This window comes from Streptomyces erythrochromogenes (assembly GCF_040684695.1).
Taxonomy (GTDB): Bacteria; Actinomycetota; Actinomycetes; order Streptomycetales; family Streptomycetaceae; genus Streptomyces; species Streptomyces erythrochromogenes_C.
Map to the genome: position 1 here is coordinate 693,016 of NZ_JBFBGM010000001.1, position 20,166 is coordinate 713,181.

At 73.6% G+C, this 20,166-nt stretch carries 20 protein-coding genes; 13 read left to right on the top strand and 7 right to left on the bottom strand.

The window, feature by feature from the left end:
* Positions 1-58: 58 nt before the first annotated feature.
* On the bottom strand, positions 59-520 hold the full coding sequence (locus AB0O53_RS02955; RefSeq protein WP_350989272.1) for a MarR family winged helix-turn-helix transcriptional regulator: 462 nt from the start codon (positions 518-520) through the stop codon (positions 59-61).
* Between the two features lie 211 nt (positions 521-731).
* On the opposite strand from AB0O53_RS02955, the gene AB0O53_RS02960 reads away from it, so the two are divergent.
* The 3 genes from AB0O53_RS02960 (at position 732) to AB0O53_RS02970 (ending at position 4,132) form a co-directional block, all read left to right on the top strand.
* Positions 732-1,973 (top strand): MFS transporter, encoded by a 1,242-nt coding sequence (locus AB0O53_RS02960; protein WP_350989274.1) that lies wholly within the window; start codon positions 732-734, stop codon positions 1,971-1,973.
* Positions 1,974-2,012: 39 nt separating this feature from the next.
* Positions 2,013-2,453, top strand: coding sequence for a GlcG/HbpS family heme-binding protein (locus AB0O53_RS02965; protein ID WP_350989276.1), 441 nt, complete (start codon positions 2,013-2,015; stop codon positions 2,451-2,453).
* Between the two features lie 74 nt (positions 2,454-2,527).
* A complete protein-coding gene (locus AB0O53_RS02970) occupies positions 2,528-4,132 on the top strand; it encodes a beta-N-acetylhexosaminidase (RefSeq protein WP_365192912.1) in 1,605 nt (534 codons plus the stop codon).
* Positions 4,133-4,142: 10 nt separating this feature from the next.
* Here the strand turns inward: AB0O53_RS02970 and AB0O53_RS02975 are convergent, their stop codons facing one another.
* Both AB0O53_RS02975 and AB0O53_RS02980 read right to left on the bottom strand, forming a co-directional pair.
* Positions 4,143-4,469, bottom strand: coding sequence for a DUF3040 domain-containing protein (locus tag AB0O53_RS02975; protein WP_350989280.1), 327 nt, complete (start codon positions 4,467-4,469; stop codon positions 4,143-4,145).
* Positions 4,470-4,583: 114 nt separating this feature from the next.
* Complete coding sequence (locus AB0O53_RS02980) at positions 4,584-5,402, bottom strand: endonuclease I family protein (protein ID WP_350989282.1); 819 nt, start codon at positions 5,400-5,402, stop codon at positions 4,584-4,586.
* A 219-nt stretch (positions 5,403-5,621) separates the two neighbouring features.
* Here AB0O53_RS02980 and AB0O53_RS02985 point away from each other — a divergent pair, with 219 nt between their 5' ends.
* Complete coding sequence (locus AB0O53_RS02985) at positions 5,622-6,188, top strand: DJ-1/PfpI family protein (RefSeq protein ID WP_350989283.1); 567 nt, start codon at positions 5,622-5,624, stop codon at positions 6,186-6,188.
* 69 nt (positions 6,189-6,257) lie between these two features.
* Here the strand turns inward: AB0O53_RS02985 and AB0O53_RS02990 are convergent, their stop codons facing one another.
* On the bottom strand, positions 6,258-7,070 hold the full coding sequence (locus tag AB0O53_RS02990; protein WP_350989284.1) for a glutamate ABC transporter substrate-binding protein: 813 nt from the start codon (positions 7,068-7,070) through the stop codon (positions 6,258-6,260).
* A 259-nt stretch (positions 7,071-7,329) separates the two neighbouring features.
* Here AB0O53_RS02990 and AB0O53_RS02995 point away from each other — a divergent pair, with 259 nt between their 5' ends.
* The gene (locus tag AB0O53_RS02995; protein ID WP_403141217.1) at positions 7,330-8,403 is read left to right on the top strand and encodes a hypothetical protein; all 1,074 of its coding nucleotides are present in this window, start codon (positions 7,330-7,332) and stop codon (positions 8,401-8,403) included.
* 113 nt (positions 8,404-8,516) lie between these two features.
* Positions 8,517-9,068 (top strand): TerD family protein, encoded by a 552-nt coding sequence (locus AB0O53_RS03000; RefSeq protein ID WP_350989287.1) that lies wholly within the window; start codon positions 8,517-8,519, stop codon positions 9,066-9,068.
* A 151-nt stretch (positions 9,069-9,219) separates the two neighbouring features.
* Here the strand turns inward: AB0O53_RS03000 and AB0O53_RS03005 are convergent, their stop codons facing one another.
* Positions 9,220-9,870: a TetR/AcrR family transcriptional regulator gene (locus AB0O53_RS03005; protein ID WP_350989289.1), complete on the bottom strand. Its 651-nt coding sequence runs from the start codon at positions 9,868-9,870 to the stop codon at positions 9,220-9,222.
* Between the two features lie 176 nt (positions 9,871-10,046).
* Between AB0O53_RS03005 and AB0O53_RS03010 the strand changes: the two genes are divergently transcribed.
* From AB0O53_RS03010 to AB0O53_RS03035, 6 genes are all read left to right on the top strand, one after another.
* Entirely contained in the window at positions 10,047-10,946 is a 900-nt protein-coding gene (locus AB0O53_RS03010; RefSeq protein WP_365192917.1) for a phosphatase PAP2 family protein, read from the top strand.
* A complete protein-coding gene (locus AB0O53_RS03015; protein WP_350989293.1) occupies positions 10,943-11,842 on the top strand; it encodes a DMT family transporter in 900 nt (299 codons plus the stop codon). The genes AB0O53_RS03010 and AB0O53_RS03015 overlap by 4 nt, the downstream gene beginning before the upstream one ends.
* Positions 11,843-12,034: 192 nt before the next feature.
* Complete coding sequence (gene rraA, locus AB0O53_RS03020) at positions 12,035-12,514, top strand: ribonuclease E activity regulator RraA (RefSeq protein WP_350989295.1); 480 nt, start codon at positions 12,035-12,037, stop codon at positions 12,512-12,514.
* Between the two features lie 72 nt (positions 12,515-12,586).
* Complete coding sequence (locus tag AB0O53_RS03025) at positions 12,587-14,209, top strand: peptide-N4-asparagine amidase (RefSeq protein WP_435886575.1); 1,623 nt, start codon at positions 12,587-12,589, stop codon at positions 14,207-14,209.
* A 27-nt stretch (positions 14,210-14,236) separates the two neighbouring features.
* On the top strand, positions 14,237-15,961 hold the full coding sequence (locus tag AB0O53_RS03030; RefSeq protein ID WP_350989297.1) for a serine/threonine-protein kinase: 1,725 nt from the start codon (positions 14,237-14,239) through the stop codon (positions 15,959-15,961).
* Between the two features lie 80 nt (positions 15,962-16,041).
* Positions 16,042-16,962 carry a squalene/phytoene synthase family protein gene (locus AB0O53_RS03035; protein ID WP_365192920.1) on the top strand — a complete coding sequence of 307 codons (921 nt, stop codon included), beginning with the start codon at positions 16,042-16,044 and terminating at the stop codon, positions 16,960-16,962.
* Here AB0O53_RS03035 and AB0O53_RS03040 read toward each other — a convergent pair.
* Positions 16,959-17,702 carry a LysM peptidoglycan-binding domain-containing protein gene (locus AB0O53_RS03040; RefSeq protein WP_365192922.1) on the bottom strand — a complete coding sequence of 248 codons (744 nt, stop codon included), beginning with the start codon at positions 17,700-17,702 and terminating at the stop codon, positions 16,959-16,961. The two genes, AB0O53_RS03035 and AB0O53_RS03040, sit on opposite strands and share 4 nt — an antisense overlap.
* 417 nt (positions 17,703-18,119) lie before the next feature.
* A complete protein-coding gene (locus AB0O53_RS03045; protein WP_365193133.1) occupies positions 18,120-19,049 on the bottom strand; it encodes a dihydrodipicolinate synthase family protein in 930 nt (309 codons plus the stop codon).
* 122 nt (positions 19,050-19,171) lie between these two features.
* On the opposite strand from AB0O53_RS03045, the gene AB0O53_RS03050 reads away from it, so the two are divergent.
* Positions 19,172-20,152, top strand: a complete 981-nt coding sequence (locus tag AB0O53_RS03050) for a LysR family transcriptional regulator (RefSeq protein ID WP_365192924.1) — start codon at positions 19,172-19,174, stop codon at positions 20,150-20,152.
* Positions 20,153-20,166 lie beyond the last annotated feature (14 nt).

Consider the following 20,166-nt stretch of genomic DNA (forward strand, 5'->3'; position numbering starts at 1 on the left):
GGCAGGCGGTACGGGGTGGGCGGTGGGCCCAGGGGGTGCCCCGGCGAGGGCACCCCCCTTACGGCTGCGGCCTGCGGAGGTTCTCCACGGCCGCCACGAGGGGAGCCAGTTCCGGATTGCCCGCGGCTTCGTCCAGGGCCTCGCGCAGGGCGGTGTCGTTCGTGGGGCGGGCGGCGGCCAGCAGGGCCAGGCCGGACCCGCTCACGTCGGTGTAGATGCCGCGCCGGTCGGTGTCGCAGATGTAGCGGTTGAGCAGGCCGCGGTCCTCCAGCCTGCTCACCAGCCGGGTCGTCGCGCTCTGGCTGAGCACCACCGAGTCGGCGACCTGGTGCATGCGCAGGTGCCCGCCCGGCCCGTCGTGCTGGCGGCTGAGGACGTCGAGCAGCGAGTACTCGCGCACGCTGAGGCCGTGCCCGGCCTGCAGGGCCCGCTCGATGTGCGCCTCGATCCGGCCGTGCAGGAGCGAGAGGGCGCACCAGCCCTGGGAGAGGGCGGTCAGGGCGCTGTCCGTGGCCGTCATGGGCTCCTCCGTCGAAGCGTCGAAACATGCCGTGCGGGGCATGCCGTCCGGGCGTTCGACGCCCGTCCACGGACCAGGATATGCCACCTCCGCAATAGCCCGCGCTTGCAAATATCCCGCGTCTGCAATTAATGTGGACGCACGTAAGCAGCGGCAGCATCGATGAGCGCAGGCCGCACCCGCACCACCACCCCCTGAAGGGCACCTCCCCATGCCTCTCGCACTTCTCGCCCTCGCCGTCGGGGCCTTCGGGATCGGCACCACCGAATTCGTGATCATGGGCCTGCTCCCCGAGGTCGCCGCCGACTACGGCGTCTCGATCCCCACCGCCGGCTTCCTGGTCACCGGCTACGCCCTCGGCGTCGTCCTCGGCGCCCCCCTCATGACCGTGCTGGGCACCCGCATCCCCCGCAAGCGCATGCTGATGCTGCTCATGGGCCTCTTCATCGCGGGCAACGTGCTCTCGGCACTCGCCCCCGCCTTCGGCGTCATGCTGACCGGCCGCGTCGTCGCCTCGCTCGCCCACGGAGCCTTCTTCGGCATCGGCGCCGTCGTCGCCGCCGAGCTCGTCGCCCCCGAGAAGAAGGCCGGCGCGATCGCCATGATGTTCACCGGCCTGACCGTGGCCAACGTCGTCGGCGTGCCCCTCGGCACCCTGGTCGGACAGACCCTCGGCTGGCGCGTCACCTTCCTGATCGTCGCCGCGCTCGGCGTCGTCGGGCTGCTCGGCATCGCCCGCCTGGTGCCCGAGCTGCCCCGGCCCGGGGGAGCGGTGCGCATCCGCAGCGAACTCGCCGCCTTCCGCAACGTCCAGGTGCTGCTCGCGATGGCGATGACCGTCCTCGGCTTCGGCGGCGTCTTCGCGGCCATCACCTACATCACGCCGATGATGACCGAAGTCGCCGGATTCGCCGACTCCTCCGTCACCTGGCTCCTCGTCCTCTTCGGTCTCGGCATGGTCGCCGGCAACCTCATCGGCGGCCGCTACGCAGACCGCGCGCTGATGCCCATGCTCTACACGGCACTGGCCGCCCTCGCCGTCACCCTCGCCGTCTTCACCCTCACCGCCCACACCAAGGCCGGTGCCGCCGTCACCGTCGTCCTGATCGGCGCCCTCGGCTTCGCGACCGTGCCCCCGCTCCAGAAGCGCGTCCTCGACCAGGCCGCCGGCGCGCCCACCCTGGCCTCCGCCGTGAACATCGGCGCGTTCAACCTCGGCAACGCCCTCGCCGCCTGGCTCGGCGGGCTCGTGATCGCCGCCGGCCTCGGCTGGACCGCCCCCAACTGGGTCGGCGCCGCGCTCGCCGCCTCGGCCCTGGTACTGGCCCTCGTGTCCGGCGCACTGGAGCGCCGTACGGCCGGCCGCACCGCGGGCCGCACCGCCCACGGCGGCCACCCGGTCGCCGCCGCCGGTGCCCGCGAGGCGACCGCCGCCGCACCCGCCCACCACTGATCCACCCCTCCCCGTACGCACCCCGCAAGGAGAACCGGCATGTCCACCCCCACCGCCGCCCCCGCCCGCACCGCCGTCGTGCCCCTGACCACCGAGGACGCCGAGATCCTCGTCGCCGCCGCCCGGACCGCGGCCGAGGCGGCCGGGGCCACGGTCAGCGTCACCGTCCTCGACGCCGGCGGCCACCTGCTCGCCTTCCGGCGCGACGACCGCGCCGTGCTGATCTCCGGCGAGACCAGCACCCGCAAGGCCTACACGGCCCTCCAGCTCGACGCGCCCACCGCCGACCTCGCCGACGCGGTCCGCCCCGAGGGCCCCTTCCACACCCTGCCCACCGCCCTGGACCGCCCCCTGCTGTTCATCGCGGGCGGGCTGCCCGTCCACCGCGACGGCCGGCTCATCGGCGCCGTGGGCGTCGGCGGCGGCGCCCCCGACCAGGACCACGCCTTCGCCGGCGCGGCGCTCGACGCCCTGCGCTGAGACCGCCGGGTCGCGCGCCCGTGTCCCCCGTGCCACGTTGGTACGGGGGACACGGGTGCATGATGCGGAAACCGATGAAGCGCAGAAGGGTCCACGCCATCGCGACGGCAGGGGTCGCCGCGCTGGTCACCCTTGCCCTGCCGGGCTGTACGGCCGCCTCCGACGAAGTGCGCGCCCCCAGCCCCACCGCCCAGGGCGCCGGCACGGCGACCACCCCGGCCGCGGCCCCCACCCCGCCGGCCCCGTCCCCCACCTACGCCCTGTCCACCCCACCGCGCACCATCCCGGCCGTACGCGAACACGAGGCGGCCCGGGGCCCCGGCTGGAAGCCCGCCCCCGGCGCCCGCGTGGTCGTCGCACAGGACGACACGGCCGCACTCTCCGACGAGGCCCGGCTGCTCGCCGGGGAACTGGGGATCACGTACGGAGAGTCGGCCGCGCCGCGCGCCGGCGACGTGGAGCTCTCGGTGGAGGGGGCGGGCAACCCCGAGTCGTACACCCTCACCGTCAAGGACGGCCGTGTCCGCATCAACGGACCCGCCGAGGCCGGGGTCTTCTACGGCACGCGCACCCTCAAGCAGGCCGTGCGCGCCTCCGGCTCGGCCCCCGAGGGAACCGTGCGCGACGCCCCGGCCAAGCCCCAGCGCGGCCTCAACCTCGACATAGCGCGCAAGCACTTCACGCCCGAGTGGATCAAGAGCCGGCTGCGCGAGATGGGCGACCTCAAGCTCAACCAGCTCGGACTGCACTTCTCCGACGACCAGGCCTTCCGGATCCAGTCCGACAGCCACCCCGAGATCGTCTCCACCCCGCACCTCACCAAGGCCGAGGTGCGCGACATCACGGCGCTCGCCTCCCGGCTGCACATCACGGTGGTCCCCGAGATCGACTCGCCCGGACACCTCGGCGCGGTGCTGCGCGCCCACCCCGACCTGCAGCTGCGCGACGTGAACGGCAGGGCCGTCAAGGGCGCGGTCGACATATCCAACCCCGCCTCCGCCAAGCTGATCGACGACCTGCTGCGCGAGTACCGGCCGCTCTTCCCCGGCGGAGCCTGGCACCTGGGCGCCGACGAGTACCAGGCGCTGGTCGTCCGCGACCCGCAGGCCTCCTTCCCGCAGCTCGCCCGCGCGGCGCAGCAGCGCTACGGGCCCTCGGCACGTGTGCAGGACCTGGCCACGGGATGGCTGAACGACCGCGCCGACGTGGTCCGCCCGTCGGGCAAGGCGCTCAAGGCGTGGAACGACGGGTTCTTCGCCGGCGGGGTCACCAGCGCGGCCAAGGACATCCAGGTCGAGTACTGGACCGGCAAGGAGATCGGCGCCCGACCGCCGCTGGAGTACCTGCGCGAGGGCCGCAAGCTCGTGAACCTCAACGACGAGTACCTCTACTACGTGCTCGGCGAGCCGAACCAGTTCACCTACCCCACCGGCCGGCGCATCTACGAGCAGTGGACCCCGCTGGTCCTGCGCGGCACCACCCCGGTGCCCGCCTCCTACGACGGTCAGATACTCGGCGGGCGCCTCGCCGTCTGGGCCGACCTGTCCGGCGCACAGACCCAGGACCAGGTGGCGGCCGGCATCCGGATGCCGCTGGCCGCGCTGTCGCAGAAGGTGTGGGACGCGCGGGCGCCCCAGCTGCCCTGGTCCGACTTCCAGGCCCTCGCCGGCCGGCTCTGAGTCCGCCCGCTCACTCCTGCGGGCGTCCGGGGCCGCCCGGGCGTCCGGGGACCCGTCTGCGGTGGTGGGCGCGGCCCCACTCGACGGCCGGCGGCAGGGCCGTGACCACCGTCAGGGCCCAGGCGGCGGCGCAGCCCCAGAGCAGCGGCTCGGAGACGGTGACGGAGGCCGCGACGAACAACGCCGCCGTCGCGGCTCCCCACACGCAGGCCCAGACGGCACGGCGCCGGCGGCGCCCCGACCGCAGCATCCGGTCGAGGGCGCGGTCACCCCTGAGTTCTGCCTCGATCGCGGAGAGGGCGCGCTGCTCGCGATCGGAGAGGCCGGCTCCGTCCATCACGACGTACCTCCGTGGGCTGCCGCCGTCGGGCGCGGTCCGCAGCCTCTGGCCTGCGAATACCCGGCCTGACGCGCGTCAACCCCCGGAGGCCGCCGGGGCCGCCGTGCGGTGTCACCAGATGGCGTCGACCCACTCCGGGTGGTCGATGAACGGGTTGCGGTTGTGCTGGTACGTGTCGAATATGACCTGGTTGCGGCGCTGCTCGAAGGCGTCCGGCGGATCCATCTGATTCCACTGCTTGAGCAGGCTGATCCGGCCGAACAGCGGGGCGGAGCCGTTGTTGACCTTGTCGTTCAGCTCCAGGTCGGCGAAGCCGTCGCCGCCGTCGTAGCGGACGGCCATGTAGAGCAGCATGCGGGCCACGTCGCCCTTGACCGCGTCGCGGGGCTCGAAGGAGTCCGCGTCGGTCAGGCTGCCCGGGGCCTCGCTCACCGGGCTGCCGCCCTTGTCGAAGTCCTTGTTCCCGCGGGTGCTGTTGACGGTGACGTCCTCGGGCCGCAGGTGGTGCAGGTCGGTGCCCGGGCCGGTGGCCGTGCCGAAGTCGCCGTGGCTCTTGGCCCAGACGTGCTCGCGGTTCCAGTCGTTGGCGCCGCCGCCGTTCGACGACTTCGACTGCGACCGGCCGGAGTAGAGCAGGATGACGTTGTTCGGGTTGGCCGGGTCCTGGTCGGTCGCCTTCAGGGCGTTCCACACCCCGTCGTAGCTGACCTTGGACTGCGTCTTGACGATGTCGTGCAGGGCCGCCTTCAGCGCGGCACCGGTCTTGCCCTCGGCGGGCGCGTAGTACGTGTCGTACGCGGCGGGGGCGGCCCCGGGGGTCCGGGGTGCCGCCGCCGTCTCCTGCTGGCCGGCGGACGCGGCCGCCGGTACGGCGACCAGGGCGACGGCGGCGAGGCCGGCCGCCCAGGGGGTCAGGCGCGAGATTCTCATCGGGTGGGGGGTACCTCTCCGTACGCACCGTCCCCGCCCGGGGAATTGGCGGGGGATCAGGTGGCAGACAAGAGGATGGCATTGTCATGTGCTCATCAGGCAAAAAACATGTGTCCGGGAGGTGCAGGCCAGGGGTGTGCGCCCCGGCGGCCGCGGGCAGGGTAGCGGTGGCCCCGGCGGGGCCGGCCCGTTCGTGAAGAGCCCTCTCTGGAGCAGCCCATGGCAGTGAAGATCCTCATCGTGACCGGCGACGCGGCCGAGTCGCTGGAGGTGCTGTACCCGTACCAGCGTCTGCGCGAGGAGGGGTACGAGGTCCACATCGCGGCACCGCAGGTGAAGAAACTGCGCTTCGTGGTCCACGACTTCGAGGACGGATTCGACACCTACACCGAGAAGCCCGGCTACACCTGGCCCGCCGACCTGGCCTTCGCGGACGTGGTGACCGAGGACTACGCGGCCCTGGTCGTCCCGGGCGGCCGGGCCCCCGAGTACCTGCGCAACGACCCCGAGGTGCGGCGGATCCTGGCCGCCTTCGCGGAGGCCGACAAGCCCATCGCGCAGATCTGCCACGGTCCGCTCATCACCGCCGCGGCCGGGGGACTGGCCGGGCGCCGGGTGACCGCGTACCCGGCGCTGGAGCTGGACATGAAGGCCGCGGGGGCGGAGTACGAGGACTCCGAGGCGGTGGTCGACGGCACCCTGGTCTCTGCCAGGGCCTGGCCCGACCACTCCGCCTGGATGAGGGAGTTCCTGACCGTGCTGCGCGGCAAGGCACCGGTGGCCTGACCGGCGCCGGAACGCGACGGTGGCCGTGACCCCGGCATCGAGGGGTCACGGCCACCGGCGCTGCGCGCGTCAGCTGCCGGTGGTGATCGCCGGAGCCGGCTCGTGCTTGTAGTCCGGGCCGAAGTTCTTCTTCACGGCCGCTTCCCAGGAACCGTCCTGCACCATCTTCTTCAGGGCGTCGTTGATCTTGCGCTGAAGATCCTTCTCGCCCTTCTTGACGCCGATGCCGTAGTTCTCGTTGCTGAGGCTCTGGCCCGTCAGCTTGAACTTGCCCTCGTTGCCCTTGCGCGCGGCGTACCCGGCCAGGATCGCGTTGTCCGTCGTCATGGCGTCGACGCGGCCCTCCTGCAGGGCGACGACGCAGTCCGAATAGCCGCCGAGTTCCAGCAGGGCCGCCTTGGGGGCGAGGTTCTTCTTGAGGTTCTCGGCGGAGGTGGAACCCGTCACCGAGCACATCGTCTTCGAATTGAGGTCCTCGGCCTTGGTGATCGAGGTGTCGCCCGCGCGGGTCAGCAGATCCTGGTGGGCCACGAAGTACGGGCCGGCGAAATCGACCTTCTCCTTGCGCTTCTCGTTGATCGAGTAGCTCGCGACGACGAACTCCACCTCGTTGTACTGGAGCAGCAGTTCGCGGTCGTTGCTCATGACCTGCTTGAACTCGATCTGCTCCGCCTTGTAGCCGAGCTCCTTGGCCACATAGGTGGCGACGTCCACGTCGAAGCCGGTGAACGTCCCGCCGGTCTCGCGCATGCCGATGCCCGGCTGGTCGAACTTGATGCCGATGGGAAGGGTCCCCTTGTCCTCTTCTCCACCACCGCACCCGGAGGCGGTCAGGGCGAGGGCGATCACTGCGGCGACCGCGCCGGCCTGGGGAACCTTCATGCTTGCACTCTTTCCTGGGGGAACGCGGGACGCGTCACCGGGATCGCCGGGCGTGTGGAACCGCGAGAACGTACGACACGTCGAGACATGTGTACGAGGAAGCTAGGAAGAGGGCGGCCGTAGCGTCACTACATTTGAGCAAAACTTGAGGATAACGATCCGGCTCTACCGGAATTTCTTCGGCAAAACCGGGTGTGACCAGCAGAAAGGGGCGGGTGTGGGTACAGGTTCGGTACGCGTGGACGGAAATGCACTGCATATGGGAGAAGGGGTGCAGATCCGGTTCATACGGACCTTGCGCCTGCCCGAATCCGGAACGCATTCACTTCCGCCGGGGCTGGGGGAATTCCCGCTGCGCCGGGTCGAGGACTACCCCGACACGGTTCCGCCGGAGTGGCTGGCGAAGGGCGGCGTGATGCTGCCCGTGTACCTCCGCGAGGCGATGTGGCTGAGCTTCGGCGGGACCCGGACGCCCACCGCCCTCCAGGTCGGGGTGGGCAAGGTGTGCGCCGTGTCCGGCGAGCGGTGGAGCGGCCGCCTGGCCCGCACCCCGCAGAACTACGTGGTGCTGCCCCGGCAGCCCTGGCTGGACGGGATCAACTCCGGGGACGGCACGGTGCGCCAGTTCGTCGCGGTGCCGCTGGGGCTGGGCGCCACGGTCGAGGGACAGGTCACCGGCGAGGAGACCACCGGCGGCGTGCAGCTCCAGGCGTTCCCGCTGGGCCGCGAGGCGCTGGCCCAGTGGCACCGGGCCGAACGGGCGCGCCTGACGCCGCCCCCGCCGCCGGCCGGGGGTGAGGGGCTCTACGGGGCTGCGCCCGCCCAGGCCCCCATGGGCGGGGGCTTCGGCGGCCCCGTGCCCGCTCCGATGATGGCGCCGCCCGCACCGGGCGCGGCGCCCCGCGGCGCCCGCCCGGGCAGCGGCAGGTCCGGCCCGCCCGCGGCCCCCGCGATGGGGCTCGGCGTCGGCGGCAGCATGCACCAGGAGGTCTACCGGGACGAACGCCCGCTGTCCGACTGGGCCGAGGAGCCGGGCGCACGGATCTTCGTGCACCTCGTGACCCCGCCCGCCTGGCGCCGCATCACCGGGGAGGAGGCTCCGCCCTCGCCCGTCGACCGGGCCGCCTACACCAAGGCCGGGCTGCCCTGGTTCGACTACTACGACGACTCGGCCGACGATCTGGCGCCGACCGACGCCCTGAGCGGGGTCAAGCCGGTGGGGGAGTGGCTCGGCGACGACCACACCCCGTGGGCGGAACCCGCACCCGGCCAGGTCAAGCCACTCGGAAACGCCCCGAGGCCGGGCAATCCCGTACAGGACGGCGACTGGTAGCCCGCCGGGGCCCGATCCGGACCGATTGGCCGGGAACGTACGGCCGTTCGGCCCGGGTGGGGCGGCCCGTGGGATCATGGGCGGGCAATACCCGCAGACGAAGGGGGAGTTCGGTGACCGGTGTACGCAAAGGACTGGCCAAGGTGGAGGTCGCGCTGCGGTGGGACCCCAGCCCGGCCGGCGCTCCGGCGAACGACCTCGACATAGTCGCCGCGGTCTACGGGGCGGCGGACCCGCACGGGACGCCCGTCCAGCTCGTGCACTTCGGCAGCCGGTCGCCGGACGGAACCATCACCCTCAACCGGGACAGCCACACCGGCCAGGGCTTCGGCTTCGACGAGGTGATGACCGTCGAACTGCACAGGATGTCCCCGGACAAGGGCCGTGTGGTCGTCGGCGTGGTCATCCAGAACGCCGGGGGCGGCGCGGGCGCCGGTGCGGAGGGTGCGAAGACCTTCGCCGCTGTCGCGGGCACGGGTTTCCGGATCCGGGAGGGTCACACCGACCTCGCCCAGGGCGACTTCGCGGGCCTGCCGGGCGCTACGGCGGCCACCGTGGCCGAGTTCACCCGCGACGCCTCGGGCGCCTGGTCCTTCGACCTGCGGCTGGAGGGCTTCGAAACCGACCCGGAGGAGTTCACCCGGGCCATGGGCGGGGTCCGCTGAATGCGGCGCACACCGCCGCGGGTCCGCTCAGAGCGGGCGGCGGCCACTCGGGTGAGTGGCCGCCGCCCGGTCCGGGTGGCGCGCTGCCGCCGTCCCCACGAGGCAGCGCGGGCGGGGCGTCGTCCGGTCACCGGGACGACGGCCCGCCGGTTCAGGGGGCCTGGCCGGCCGTCGGCCGGGCAGGACGGCCGGGGCGGTCGGGCCGGACGGGCGCGAGACCCAGGGACGGGAGCATGACCGCCTCCACGAACCGGATCAGGTAGGCGGCGTCGGCGTACTGTCCCTCCAGCACCGGCCGGATGCGGAGCACACCCATCAGCTGGGCCGGGAGGAACTCCACGGCGGGATGGTCCGCGGCGATCTCGCCACGGGCCACCGCGCGCTCCACCATCGCGTCGAAGGCGGCCAGTTCGGGGTCGACCAGGGCCTCGCGCAGGGCGGCCTGGAGCGCCTCGTCGCTGAGTACGGCGTGCCCGAGGGCCTGCGTCAGCCGGGTGTCCCGGCCCGAGGTGCCGGCCGCGATCCGGGCCGCCTCGCGCAGGTCGCCCGCCAGGCTCCCGGTGTCCACCGCGGCGAGGGTGCCGCGCCGGGCGGAGCGCAGGGCGGCTGCCACCAGCTGGGGCTTGGTCTTCCACTGCCGGTAGAGCGTGGACTTGCCGCAGCTGGCCCGGGCGGCGACGCCCTCCATCGTCAGGGCCTCGTAGCCGTGCTCGCGCAGCTGTTCCAGGACGGCCTCGTAGAACTCCTGCTCCCGCTCCGGGGTGATCTTGGAGCGGCGCGCGGGGGTCGGCGTCGACGTCATGGGCTGCGGCTCTCCTCGGGGGCGCCTCGGCTGGTGCTTCTGCTGGTGCTTCTGCTGGTGCTTCTGCCGGGAAGTGTACGGGAACGCGAACGTATCGGTACACCAGCGTATCGATACGCCAATGTATCGATACACTGGCGTGTCGCTGTGCGCGCAACAGGAAGAGAGACCGGGCAATGACCGCCCACACCACGCCTGCCGGGCCGGCAGCCGGACGGAGAGCAGCCCGCCGGCGCCTCATACGCGAGCTGCTGCTCGTCGCGGGCTTCTTCACCGTCTACAAGGCGGGACGGCTGCTCTCGACCGACCGCACCGGCGAGGCCTTCCGCAACGCCGACCGGATCTGGGACGCCGAGCGCCTGCTGCACCTGCCGGGCGAGGGCGCGGTACAGCGGCTGCTGCTGCACGGGGACGCGCTGGTGACCACCGCGAACACCTACTACGCGGCCGTCCACTTCCCCGCCACCGTGCTCTTCCTGGTCTGGCTGTACATCCGCCGACCCGCGCACTACCTGTGGACCCGCCGGGTGCTCGCCGTGCTCACCGGAGCCGCGCTCGTACTGCACCTCGCCTATCCCCTGGCGCCCCCGCGGATGCTCCCGGCCGCCCGGCTCATCGACACCGGACAGGTCTACGGGCCCACCGTCTACCGGGCCGCACCGGACACCGACACGCTCGCCAACCAGTTCGCCGCGATGCCCTCGCTGCACTTCGGCTGGGCGCTGATGCTCGCCATCGGTGTGATCGTCGCCACCCGCGGCGGAAAGGGCGGAAAGGGCTCGCCCTGGCGGTTGCTGTGGCTGCTGCACCCGCTGGTGACCCTGCTGGTGATAGTGGGCACCGCCAACCACTACTGGCTCGACGCGATCGTCGCCGCCGCCCTGCTCGGGATCGCCCTGCTGCTGGTGCCGCGGCCGCGCGCCGGCGATCGGGACGGCGCGGACACCGGTACGGACACCGGCGCGGGCACGGACACCGGCGCGGGCGAAGGCGCCGACGACGCCGAGGCGGAGCGCGCCGTACGCGGACTGCCCCGCCAGAAGAGCACCGCCGGGGCCGTGGGAGCGGGAAAGTGAACGACACCGCCCTCGCCGTCGGGCTCTGCCTCGCCTCGGCCGTGACCTACGCCGCCGGCGCCGTCGCCCAGGAGCGGCTCGCCCGCGCCGGCGTGGCCCGCAGCGCCGGGGCACTGCTGGGCTCCGGCGTCTGGTGGTGGTCGGCCGGACTGAACGCGGCCGCCGCCCTGCTGCACGCGGCGGCCCTGCGGTACGGGCCCCTCACCCTGGTGCAGCCGCTCGGCGCGCTCACCCTGGTGGCGGCCGTCCCCATGGGCGCGCGCCGGGCCGGCCGCCGTGTCGCGGGCACCGAGTGGCGCGGCACGCTCGCCACCGTCGCCGGGCTCGGCCTGCTGCTGCTCCCGGCCTCCGGACCCGCCCCCGACGACACCCTCACGCTGGCCGAGGCGCTGGCCGTCTCCGGGACGACCCTGGCCGTCATCCTGCTCCTGACCGCGGTCCGGGACCCGGGCGCGGGGCTGCGGCACGCCACGGCCTCCGGGCTGGCCTCCGCCGTGGCCTCCGCGCTGACCCAGACCGTGGCCGTCGCCGGCGGCCGCGGCGGCTCCCTGCTGAGTGTGCGGGTCGTCGCCGTGGCCCTGCTCGTCGTGGTGTTCGCGGTCGGCGGGATGCTGCTGTCCCAGCGCGCCTACCGGGGCGGCGGGCTCGGCGCCCCGCTCGCCGTGGTGAACCTGGCCAATCCCCTCGCCGCGGCCGCCATCGGCGCGGTCCTGCTCGGGGAACGCCTCCAGGGCGGTCCGGCCGGGCTGGTGCTGGCGGGGGCGGGAGCACTCGTGGCGGCGTGGGGCGTGGTCCTGCTGACCCGCGCGCCGGCCGCCCCGACGGCCGCCCCACCGGCCCGCCTGCCGTCCGCCGCGGCCGAACTGGCGGTGCCCGGGGGACGGGTGCCCGTCTGATCCCGGGAGGTGCGGACGCTCTGCTGAAACGTTTCGCCGACCTCGTGTCCCCGGGGCGCCACCGCCCGGCGGGTCGGATTCCGGCCGTTGTCCGGGCCTCCCGGCCCCACCCCGTCCGCCCCGGTGCCGGCCCCACTACCCTGGCCGCACGGCGCGACGTACGAGAACGAACAGCGAGGAACCGGTACCGACATGAGCATCACCCCCGTCCCCACCGCCGACCTGTACGACGAGCACGGCGAGACCCTCGACATCTGCACCACCGCCTTCCGGCAGTTCGGCGGCCGCCGGCTGTTCGCCGGCCCCGTGCGGACCGTCCGCTGCCACGAGGACAACGCCCTGCTGCGCGAACTCCTGCACACCCCGGGCGAGGGCGCCGTCCTCGTCGTGGACGGCGGCGGCTCGCCGCGCACCGCCCTGGTCGGCGACCTCATCGCCGGCGCGGCCGAACGCAACGGCTGGGCCGGCCTGATCATCAACGGCTCCGTCCGCGACAGCGTCGCCCTCGGCGGCCTCGACCTCGGCGTGCAGGCCCTGGGCACCGTCCCCCGCAAGAGCGGCAAGACCGGCGCCGGCGCCGTGGACGAGCCCGTCACCATCGGCGAGGTCACCTTCCGCGCCGGGGACACCGTCCACGCCGACGACGACGGCGTCGTCATCCTGCGCGGCTGACGACGAGAACCGGCCAGGTCCGGCCCCGCTGCCCTGGCCGCCGCCCGGCGCACCGGGTTTCACTGCCGGTCCATGAGACGACACAGGATCACGGGCCTGCTCGGCGCGATCGCGCTGGCCGCCGGCACCCTGGCCGCCGCGGGACCCGCGCACGGCCTGCCCCGGGCCGACCCGCCGCCCGCCGAGTTCGGCACCGACTGGCACGACCCCCTCACCGCCGCTCCGGCCGTCCCGCGGCCCGCGACCCGGTCCTGTGAGGTGACCCTCGCCCAGGCGCAGTTCCGCGACTTCACCCCCTACCGCGGCGACTACGCGCCCCCCACCGGCTGTGGCGCCGCCGACTGGGCGGCGGTGGTGCTCCGCCTCGAAGGCAAGGTCAAGGGCCGCCAGTACGACCGCCTCGGCCACCTCTCCCTGGGAGGCGTGGAAATCCTGCGCACCTCGACGCCCCAGCCCTCGCCCGACGGCATCACCTGGTCCGTCGAGAAGGACGTCACCCGCTACCGCGACACCCTCGCCCGCCCGCAGCCCGTCGAGATGCTCATCGGCAACGTCGTGAACGACACCTACACCGGCGTCATCGACGTCACGGTGACCCTGACCTTCTACGCCGCCGGAGGGAGCACCCCCGCTCCCGACACCCCCGACCGGGTCCTGCCCCTCACCACCCCGGTGATCACCACGCCCCGCAACACCGAACGGCTGCTGGCCGAGGTGTACGCCACCGGCTCCGGCGGCGGCTGCGAGGAGTACTGGTACATGACCACCCCCGCCGGAGCCCCGTACTCCTGCACGGCGGACGGCGGCCCCCACCGCGAGGTCCGCGTCCTGGTCGACGGGCGGCTCGCCGGCATCGCCGCGCCCTTCCCCACCGTCTGGACCGGCGGCTGGTCCAACCCCTTCCTCTGGTACGTCACCCCCGGCCCGCGCGCCTTCGACGTCCAGCCCATCCGCTACGACCTCACGCCCTACGCCGCCCTCCTCAACGACGGCCGCCCGCACCGCATCGAGGTCACCGTCGCCGGGCTGTCGGCCGGACAGAGCGGCTGGAGCACCCCCACCAACCTGCTCCTGTGGCAGGACGAGGCCCGCCAGGTCGTCACCGGCGCCCTGACCCGGTACGAGGAGAGCGCCCCCTCGGGCCACTCCCGCTGGACGCCGGCCGGCCCCGGCGAACAGCACCGCGTGGACACCGGGGGCGACCACCGGCTGACCGTCGCCGGATACCTGAACACCTCCCGCGGCCGGGTGGCCACCACCGTGGCCCGCTCCGTGCACCACACCTCCGTCCACCGCTGGACCGAGGGCGAGAGCCGGGACGCGCTCACCGCGACCTGGACCGACCAGGAGAGCGTGACGCGAGGGCCGACGACCACCCGGACCGACCGCACCTACACCATGGACGGCGAGACCACCCTCGGCGCCGGCGACCGGCTGCGCACGGCCTTGACCCTCGGCGACCGCGCGGAGACCGTCACCTTGCGGGGCGGCAGGACCGTCGACGTCTCCCGGCTCGACGACCGGTACACGGGAGATGCCACCTACACCGCGAACGTCCCGCGCGACCAGCGCCACGCGGTCGCCACCACCTCCGCCCGCCACCGGCTGTACGGGTCGCAGGCACCCGGCGGGTGCTACGACCGCACGGTCACCACCGTCCAGGGCACCGTCACGGTGGACCGGCGACACTGCTGACGGTGGAGGCGCCTACGATGATCCGCCATGGACACGAGTGAGGCCGGCAGACAGCTGATCGACGGGCGCTTCGAATTGGTCGCGCCCCTGGGCAGCGGCGGCATGGGTACCGTTTGGCGGGCGCGCGACATCGCCCTGCACCGCGAGGTGGCGCTCAAGGAGGTGCGGCCGCCGGACCCGGCGACCGCCGCGGCCCAGCCCGGCCTCGCGGACCAGATGCGCGAACGCGCCGTCCGCGAGGCACGCGCCCTCGCCCGTCTCGCCCACCCCCACGTCGTGACCATCCACCACATCGTCGAGCCCGCGGCGGGCACGGACGGGCACCCCTGGATCGTCATGGAGATGGTCCGGGGCGGCTCCCTGCACGACCGCCTGGAATCCGGCCCCCTGCCGCCCGCCGAGGCGGTGCGGCTCGGCCTCGACGTGCTGTCCGCGCTGCGCGCCGCGCACGCCGAGGGGATCCTCCACCGTGACGTGAAGCCCGCCAACGTGCTGCTGCGTCCCGACGGGTCGGCCGTGCTGACCGACTTCGGCATCGCCGCGCTGCACGACTCCACGGGACTCACCGCGACCGGCGTGCTGATCGGCTCCCCGGAGTACATCGCCCCCGAGCGGGTCCGCGGGGAGGAGGGGCTCGCCGCCTCCGACCTGTGGTCGCTCGGCATGCTCCTCTACGTGGCCGCGGAGGGGACCAATCCGCTGCGCCGGGCCACCAGCCTGGCCACGGTCGTCGCCGTGCTCGACGAGCCGATTCCCGCGCCGGTGCGCTCCGGCCCGCTGGGGCCCGTATTGGAGCAGCTCCTCGTCCGGGACCCGGCCGCCCGTCCCGACGGCACCCAGCTGGAACGACTGCTCCGGGACGCGAGCGCCGCTCTCGGTTCCGGTACGGGCACCGGCCCCGGCCCCGCGCCGGCCACCGCGCCGCCGGCCGCCGCGCCGCCGGTCGCCCCCCCGGCCGCCGCGGGCCCGTACGGGCAGTTCGGTCCCTACGCGCCGAACAGCACGCCCCACACGCCGCACACGCCCCACACCCCGTCGCCGTACGGCTCGGGCGCCTCCCCGTACGCGGCCGCCACCACGCCCGTGCCGGTGGCGCCCGCGCCGCGCCGGCGCCCCGCCCTGATCGGCGGCGTGGTCACCGCGGTGCTGGCGGCCGGCGTGATCGGCATCGTCCAGCTGCTGCCCGACGGGAACTCCGGCGAGGACAAGGCGAAGGGCGGCGCCGCCACCACCTCCGCCGCGCCGCCCGGACGCGAGGCGTCCTCCGCTCCCGCCCCGAAGGCGAGCGCGCAGAAGGCGGACGCGCCCCGCGGCAGCATGATGACGCCGGGGAACGTCCGCACCGCCCTGGAGGCGTTCAAGAAGGAGACGGGCACGACCACCTTCGTCGACATGACCCTCTACGACGGCTACATCCTCGCCTCCATCCCCACGGCCGCCGGCGCCGAGACCGTCGACTCCTGGCAGTACCGCGACGGGGTGGCCAGCCGCACCGGCCCGGACGGAACGGTCGACGAGGGGGAGCCGCTGATCGACATGGCCACGGTCAACTGGGACGCGCTGCCCGGCATGCTGGAGCAGTCCAAGAAGGACCTGAAGGTCGAGAAGCCGACCTCGCGCCACGTCATCATCGACCCCTGGATGATGGACCAGGTCCCCTCGATCCGCACCTACCTCAGCGACGAGTACGGCCGCGGCGGCTACGTCCTGTGGAAGACCGACGGCAGCCTCAGGAAGGTCACCGCCACCTGATCCGGCGGCCCCGTACGGCCCCGCACCGTCCTGCGCCGGCCCGCACCCGCATCCGCGTACACCGAGGAGCCCGACCCACCATGCCCACCTGGCGCACCACCCTGACGGCGGCAGGGATATCCGGCACCCGGCTGCGGGACGACTACACGCAGGCCGCCCGGCGCGTGCTCCGCCGCGAATCCGCGCCGTACCTGGCGCTGCGCCTGCTCGCCGCCCCGCCCCTGGTACCGGCCCTCGCCGCCGGCCTGGCCTTCATGAACCTCGTCGACGACGTGGCCGAGACCGGCACCCCGCGGCAACGGGCCGCCGGCCTGGCCGCGTTGACCGAGCACGTCGAGGCCGCCCTGAAGTCCGGGGGCGGCCCCGACCCCGTGCTGCGGGCCTACGCCCACGCCGTGGACTCCCGGGGCCTGCCCGCGCACTGGGTGACCCGCTTCCTCGCGGGCGCCGCCACCGCGGAGGCCGCCTTCGACGGCTTCGCCGACGAGGCGGACTTCCAGGCCTACCTCGACGCGTACGCCTGGCCCGGCGTGCTGGTCTTCACCGGTCTGCAGTACCAGGGCGGCCCGGATCCCGAACAGGCCGCCGGCTGGCGCAGGTTCGTCGACGCGGCCCAGCGCGTCGACTTCCTCGCCGACCTCCACGGCGATCTGGCCGACGGCCGGCTCTGCATCCCCCGCGCCCGCCTCGACGAGCACTCCGTGACCCGGGCCGACCTGGAGGCGGCCCGTGACACCCCTGCCGTACGGGCCCTCCTCGCCGCCGAGGCCGGGCGCGCCCGCGCGGCCCTCGACGCCACCCACGGCTTCCTCGACCTCGCCGAGCCCGGCCTGCGCCCCGTCGTCGCCACCATGGCCGACCTCATGGCGCACCAGCTGACCGCGGTGGAGCGGGCCGGCGCCGGAGCCCTGCGCCGGGACGTCGGCTACGGCCTCACGGCGCCCCTGCGGATCCTGCTGCGCGCCGCGGCGGGCGGTCGGGGCGGCGGCCGCAGCCGCTAGTAGGCGCCGTTGACGTTGTCGATGGAGCCGTAGCGGGCGGCCGCGTAGTTGCAGGCCGCGGTGATGTTGGCCACCGGGTCGTAGGAGTCCGTCGAAGTGCCGGGCACGTGATAGGCCTTGAAGGTCGGGTCGATGACCTGGAGCAGACCCTTGGAGGGGATTCCGTTCCGGGCGTTGATGTCCCACAGGTTGATCGCCTTGGGGTTGCCCGAGGACTCCCGCATCACGTTGCGGTGAATTCCGTTGTAGCTTCCGGGAATACCGTGCTTGGCCATCACGTCGAGGGACTCCCGGATCCACCCGTCGAGATTGTTCGCGTAGGAGGAGGCCGGCTTGGCGGCGGCCTTCGCCGCGGTTCCCGCGGCCGTGGCGGCCTCCTCCTTGGCGCCGAGGGTCAGTTTGATACCGGGCCGGATGACCGACGGGTTGTCACCGACCACCGCGCGGTTCGCCTCGTAGAGCTGCTTCCATCCGCCGCTGACGGAGTGGTCCGCGGCGATCTCCGAAAGGGTGTCACCGACGACCACGGAATACGTGGTGGGAGGGGCCGCGGCCACGTTCACCGCGGTGGCCGCGGTGACGCTGGTCACCGCTGCCGCCGGCGCGTTCGTGCCGACCGCTCCTGCGGTGGTCGCGCTGATCAGCGGGAGCGTGAGCGCCGCCCCGCCGGTGCCTGCGAGGGCCAGCTTGCGGGTGATCGGGTTCTGCTTCGGCCGACGGTGCTTACCCTTTGCAGGCATGGCGGAATTCCTCACGTGGGGGGACGGGAGACCCGGGTGGCGGGGCCGTATTCGGCCGCCCTTCACCTGGAGTGAGGTGACCGTAGGTGAGCCCGCCGGGCGGGAACAAGCCCCGAATTCCGCCGATAGATCGACATCTCGCAAACCGCCCCGGAAATGACCTTGAGGGCATCTCGGCGAAAAGGCCGATTCCCTTTCCGGGAAAAGGGAATCGGCCTCGTGCGAGAAATGATGTTGAGGTGTTCCGCGTGACTGACGTCACGGTTTCGGAGCCGGGTCGCCGACCTGGGGTCAATAGGGACAAGTCCAGCCCCTGACGGGCTCATTCGGGCGACTCGCGCGTAGAGGTCAAATCGCCCATCAGGGACTCTTTCCGGCGTTGATTTCCCCCTCCGGTGTTCATTCTCCCGAGGCCTGTCAGGCGAGGGCCGCCTCGAGCGCCGCGAGCCGCTCCAGGACGGACGCCACCGCCGCCTCCGAGGCCGGGAGCAGGGGAAGCCGGACGTCGGGGGACGGGATGCGGCCCAGGGCGTGCAGCACGCCCTTGACGACGGCCGGATTGGGCTCGGCGAAGACCGCCGACGACAGCCCGGCCAGCACGTGCCCCAGTGCCCGGGCGCGCACCACGTCCCCCGCCGCCCAGGCCGCGGCGAGCTCCACGAACCGCTCCGTCGCCAGGTGCGCCGAGGCCAGGATCCCGCCCGACGCGCCCAGGGCGAGCATCGGCGACACGTACACGTCGTCCCCGGCCAGCACGTGGAAGCCGGCGGGCCGGTCGCCGAGCAGTTCCACCGCGTCCTGGTCGAGGCCGCCGGCGGAGTACTTCACGCCGACGACCCGGGGGAGGGAGCCGAGGGCCCGCAGCGCGGCGGCGTCCAGCGGCTGCCCCGTGCGGTACGGGACGTGGTAGACGACCAGCGGTACGGGACTCACCTCGGCCAGCCGCCCGAAGTGCGCCAACACCCCTGCCGCCGAAGGCCGTACGAACGACGGTACGGTGACCAGCGCCGCCCCCGTCCGCGGCCACCGGGCCAGCCCGGCCAGCGAGGCCTCCGCAGCCCGGGTGCCGGCCGCACCCGCGCCGACGGTCAGCATCGCGCCGCGCTCCCGGCAGACCCGGGCGCACACGCCGGTGACGAGGTCGCGCTCCGCCCCGTCGAGGCAGGCCGCCTCCCCGGTGGTGCCGAGGGCGACGATCCCGGTGGCACCCCCGTCGAGCACGTCGTGGGCGAGCGCCTCCAGGGCTTCGGCCGCGATCTCCCCGGTGCGCGCGAACGGGGTCACGAGCGGTACGTGGATCCCGTGGAGCGCGACCGCCGGCGCGTTGTCGGCCGTGGTGCCTGCCATGGTGCTCTGCGTCGTGGGTCGCGTCATGTCCTGTGCCGTGTCCTGTGCCATGCCCATGAGCCTGACCCGACCCGAGCGCCGAATCCAGTTCACGTTTCTTAGGCAACACGTAAGCTGAGCCGATGCTCGATGTACGGCGCCTGCGCCTGCTGCGCGAACTGGCCCGCCGCGGGACGATCGCCGCCGTGGCCGAGGCCCTCTCCTTCAGCCCTTCGGCGGTGTCCCAGCAGCTCGGCGTACTGGAACGGGAGGCGGGACTGCCCCTGCTGGAGCGCACCGGGCGGCGGGTCCGGCTCACCCCGGCCGGGCAGAACCTGGTCCGGCACGCCGAGGCCGTCCTGGAACGGCTGGAGCAGGCGGACGCCGACCTCGCGGAGGCCCGCGGAGGCCTCGCCGGAGCGCTGCGGATCGGCGCCTTCCCCACCGCCACCCGCGCCATCGTCCCGGCGGCCCTGGTGGCCCTCGCCCGCCGCCACCCGGGTCTGGAGCCGATGGTCTGCGAGACCGACCCGGCGGCGGTCGCCCACGCCCTGCGAGCCGGGGACCTGGACGTCGCCCTGGTCCACTCGTACGACTTCGTACCCGCCGAGCGCGAACCGGGCCTGACCACGGAGCCCCTGTACGGCGAGGCGATGTACCTGGCCGAGCCCGCGGGCGGAACGCCCGGGGCGCGTGGGGCGGACGCCGACCGTCCGTGCGTCGGCGACCTCCCGCAGCCACCCGCGGCGCCCGACCAGGGCGCGGTCCTGCGCGCCCACGCCCGCTCGCCGTGGATCACCGCCACACCCGGCACCCTCTGCCACACCATGACCACGAGGGCCTGCCAGGCGGCCGGTTTCACGCCCCGCGTGCGCCACCAGGTGGACGAGTTCGCCACCGTGCTCGCACTGGTCGCCGCGGGCCAGGGCGTGGCCGTCGTGCCCCAGCTCGGGGTCGCGGGCCCCGCGGACCCGGCCGTGCACCTCACCCGCCTGGTGATGCAGCGGCGCACCGGCCTCGCCTTCCGCAGCGGAGCGGGCACCCATCCGGCCGTGGCCGCCTTCGGCGCCGCACTTCGCGCCGCCGTACCACCGGATCTGGCCGGGTCGCGCGCCGAAGCGTGACACAACTCCCTTAC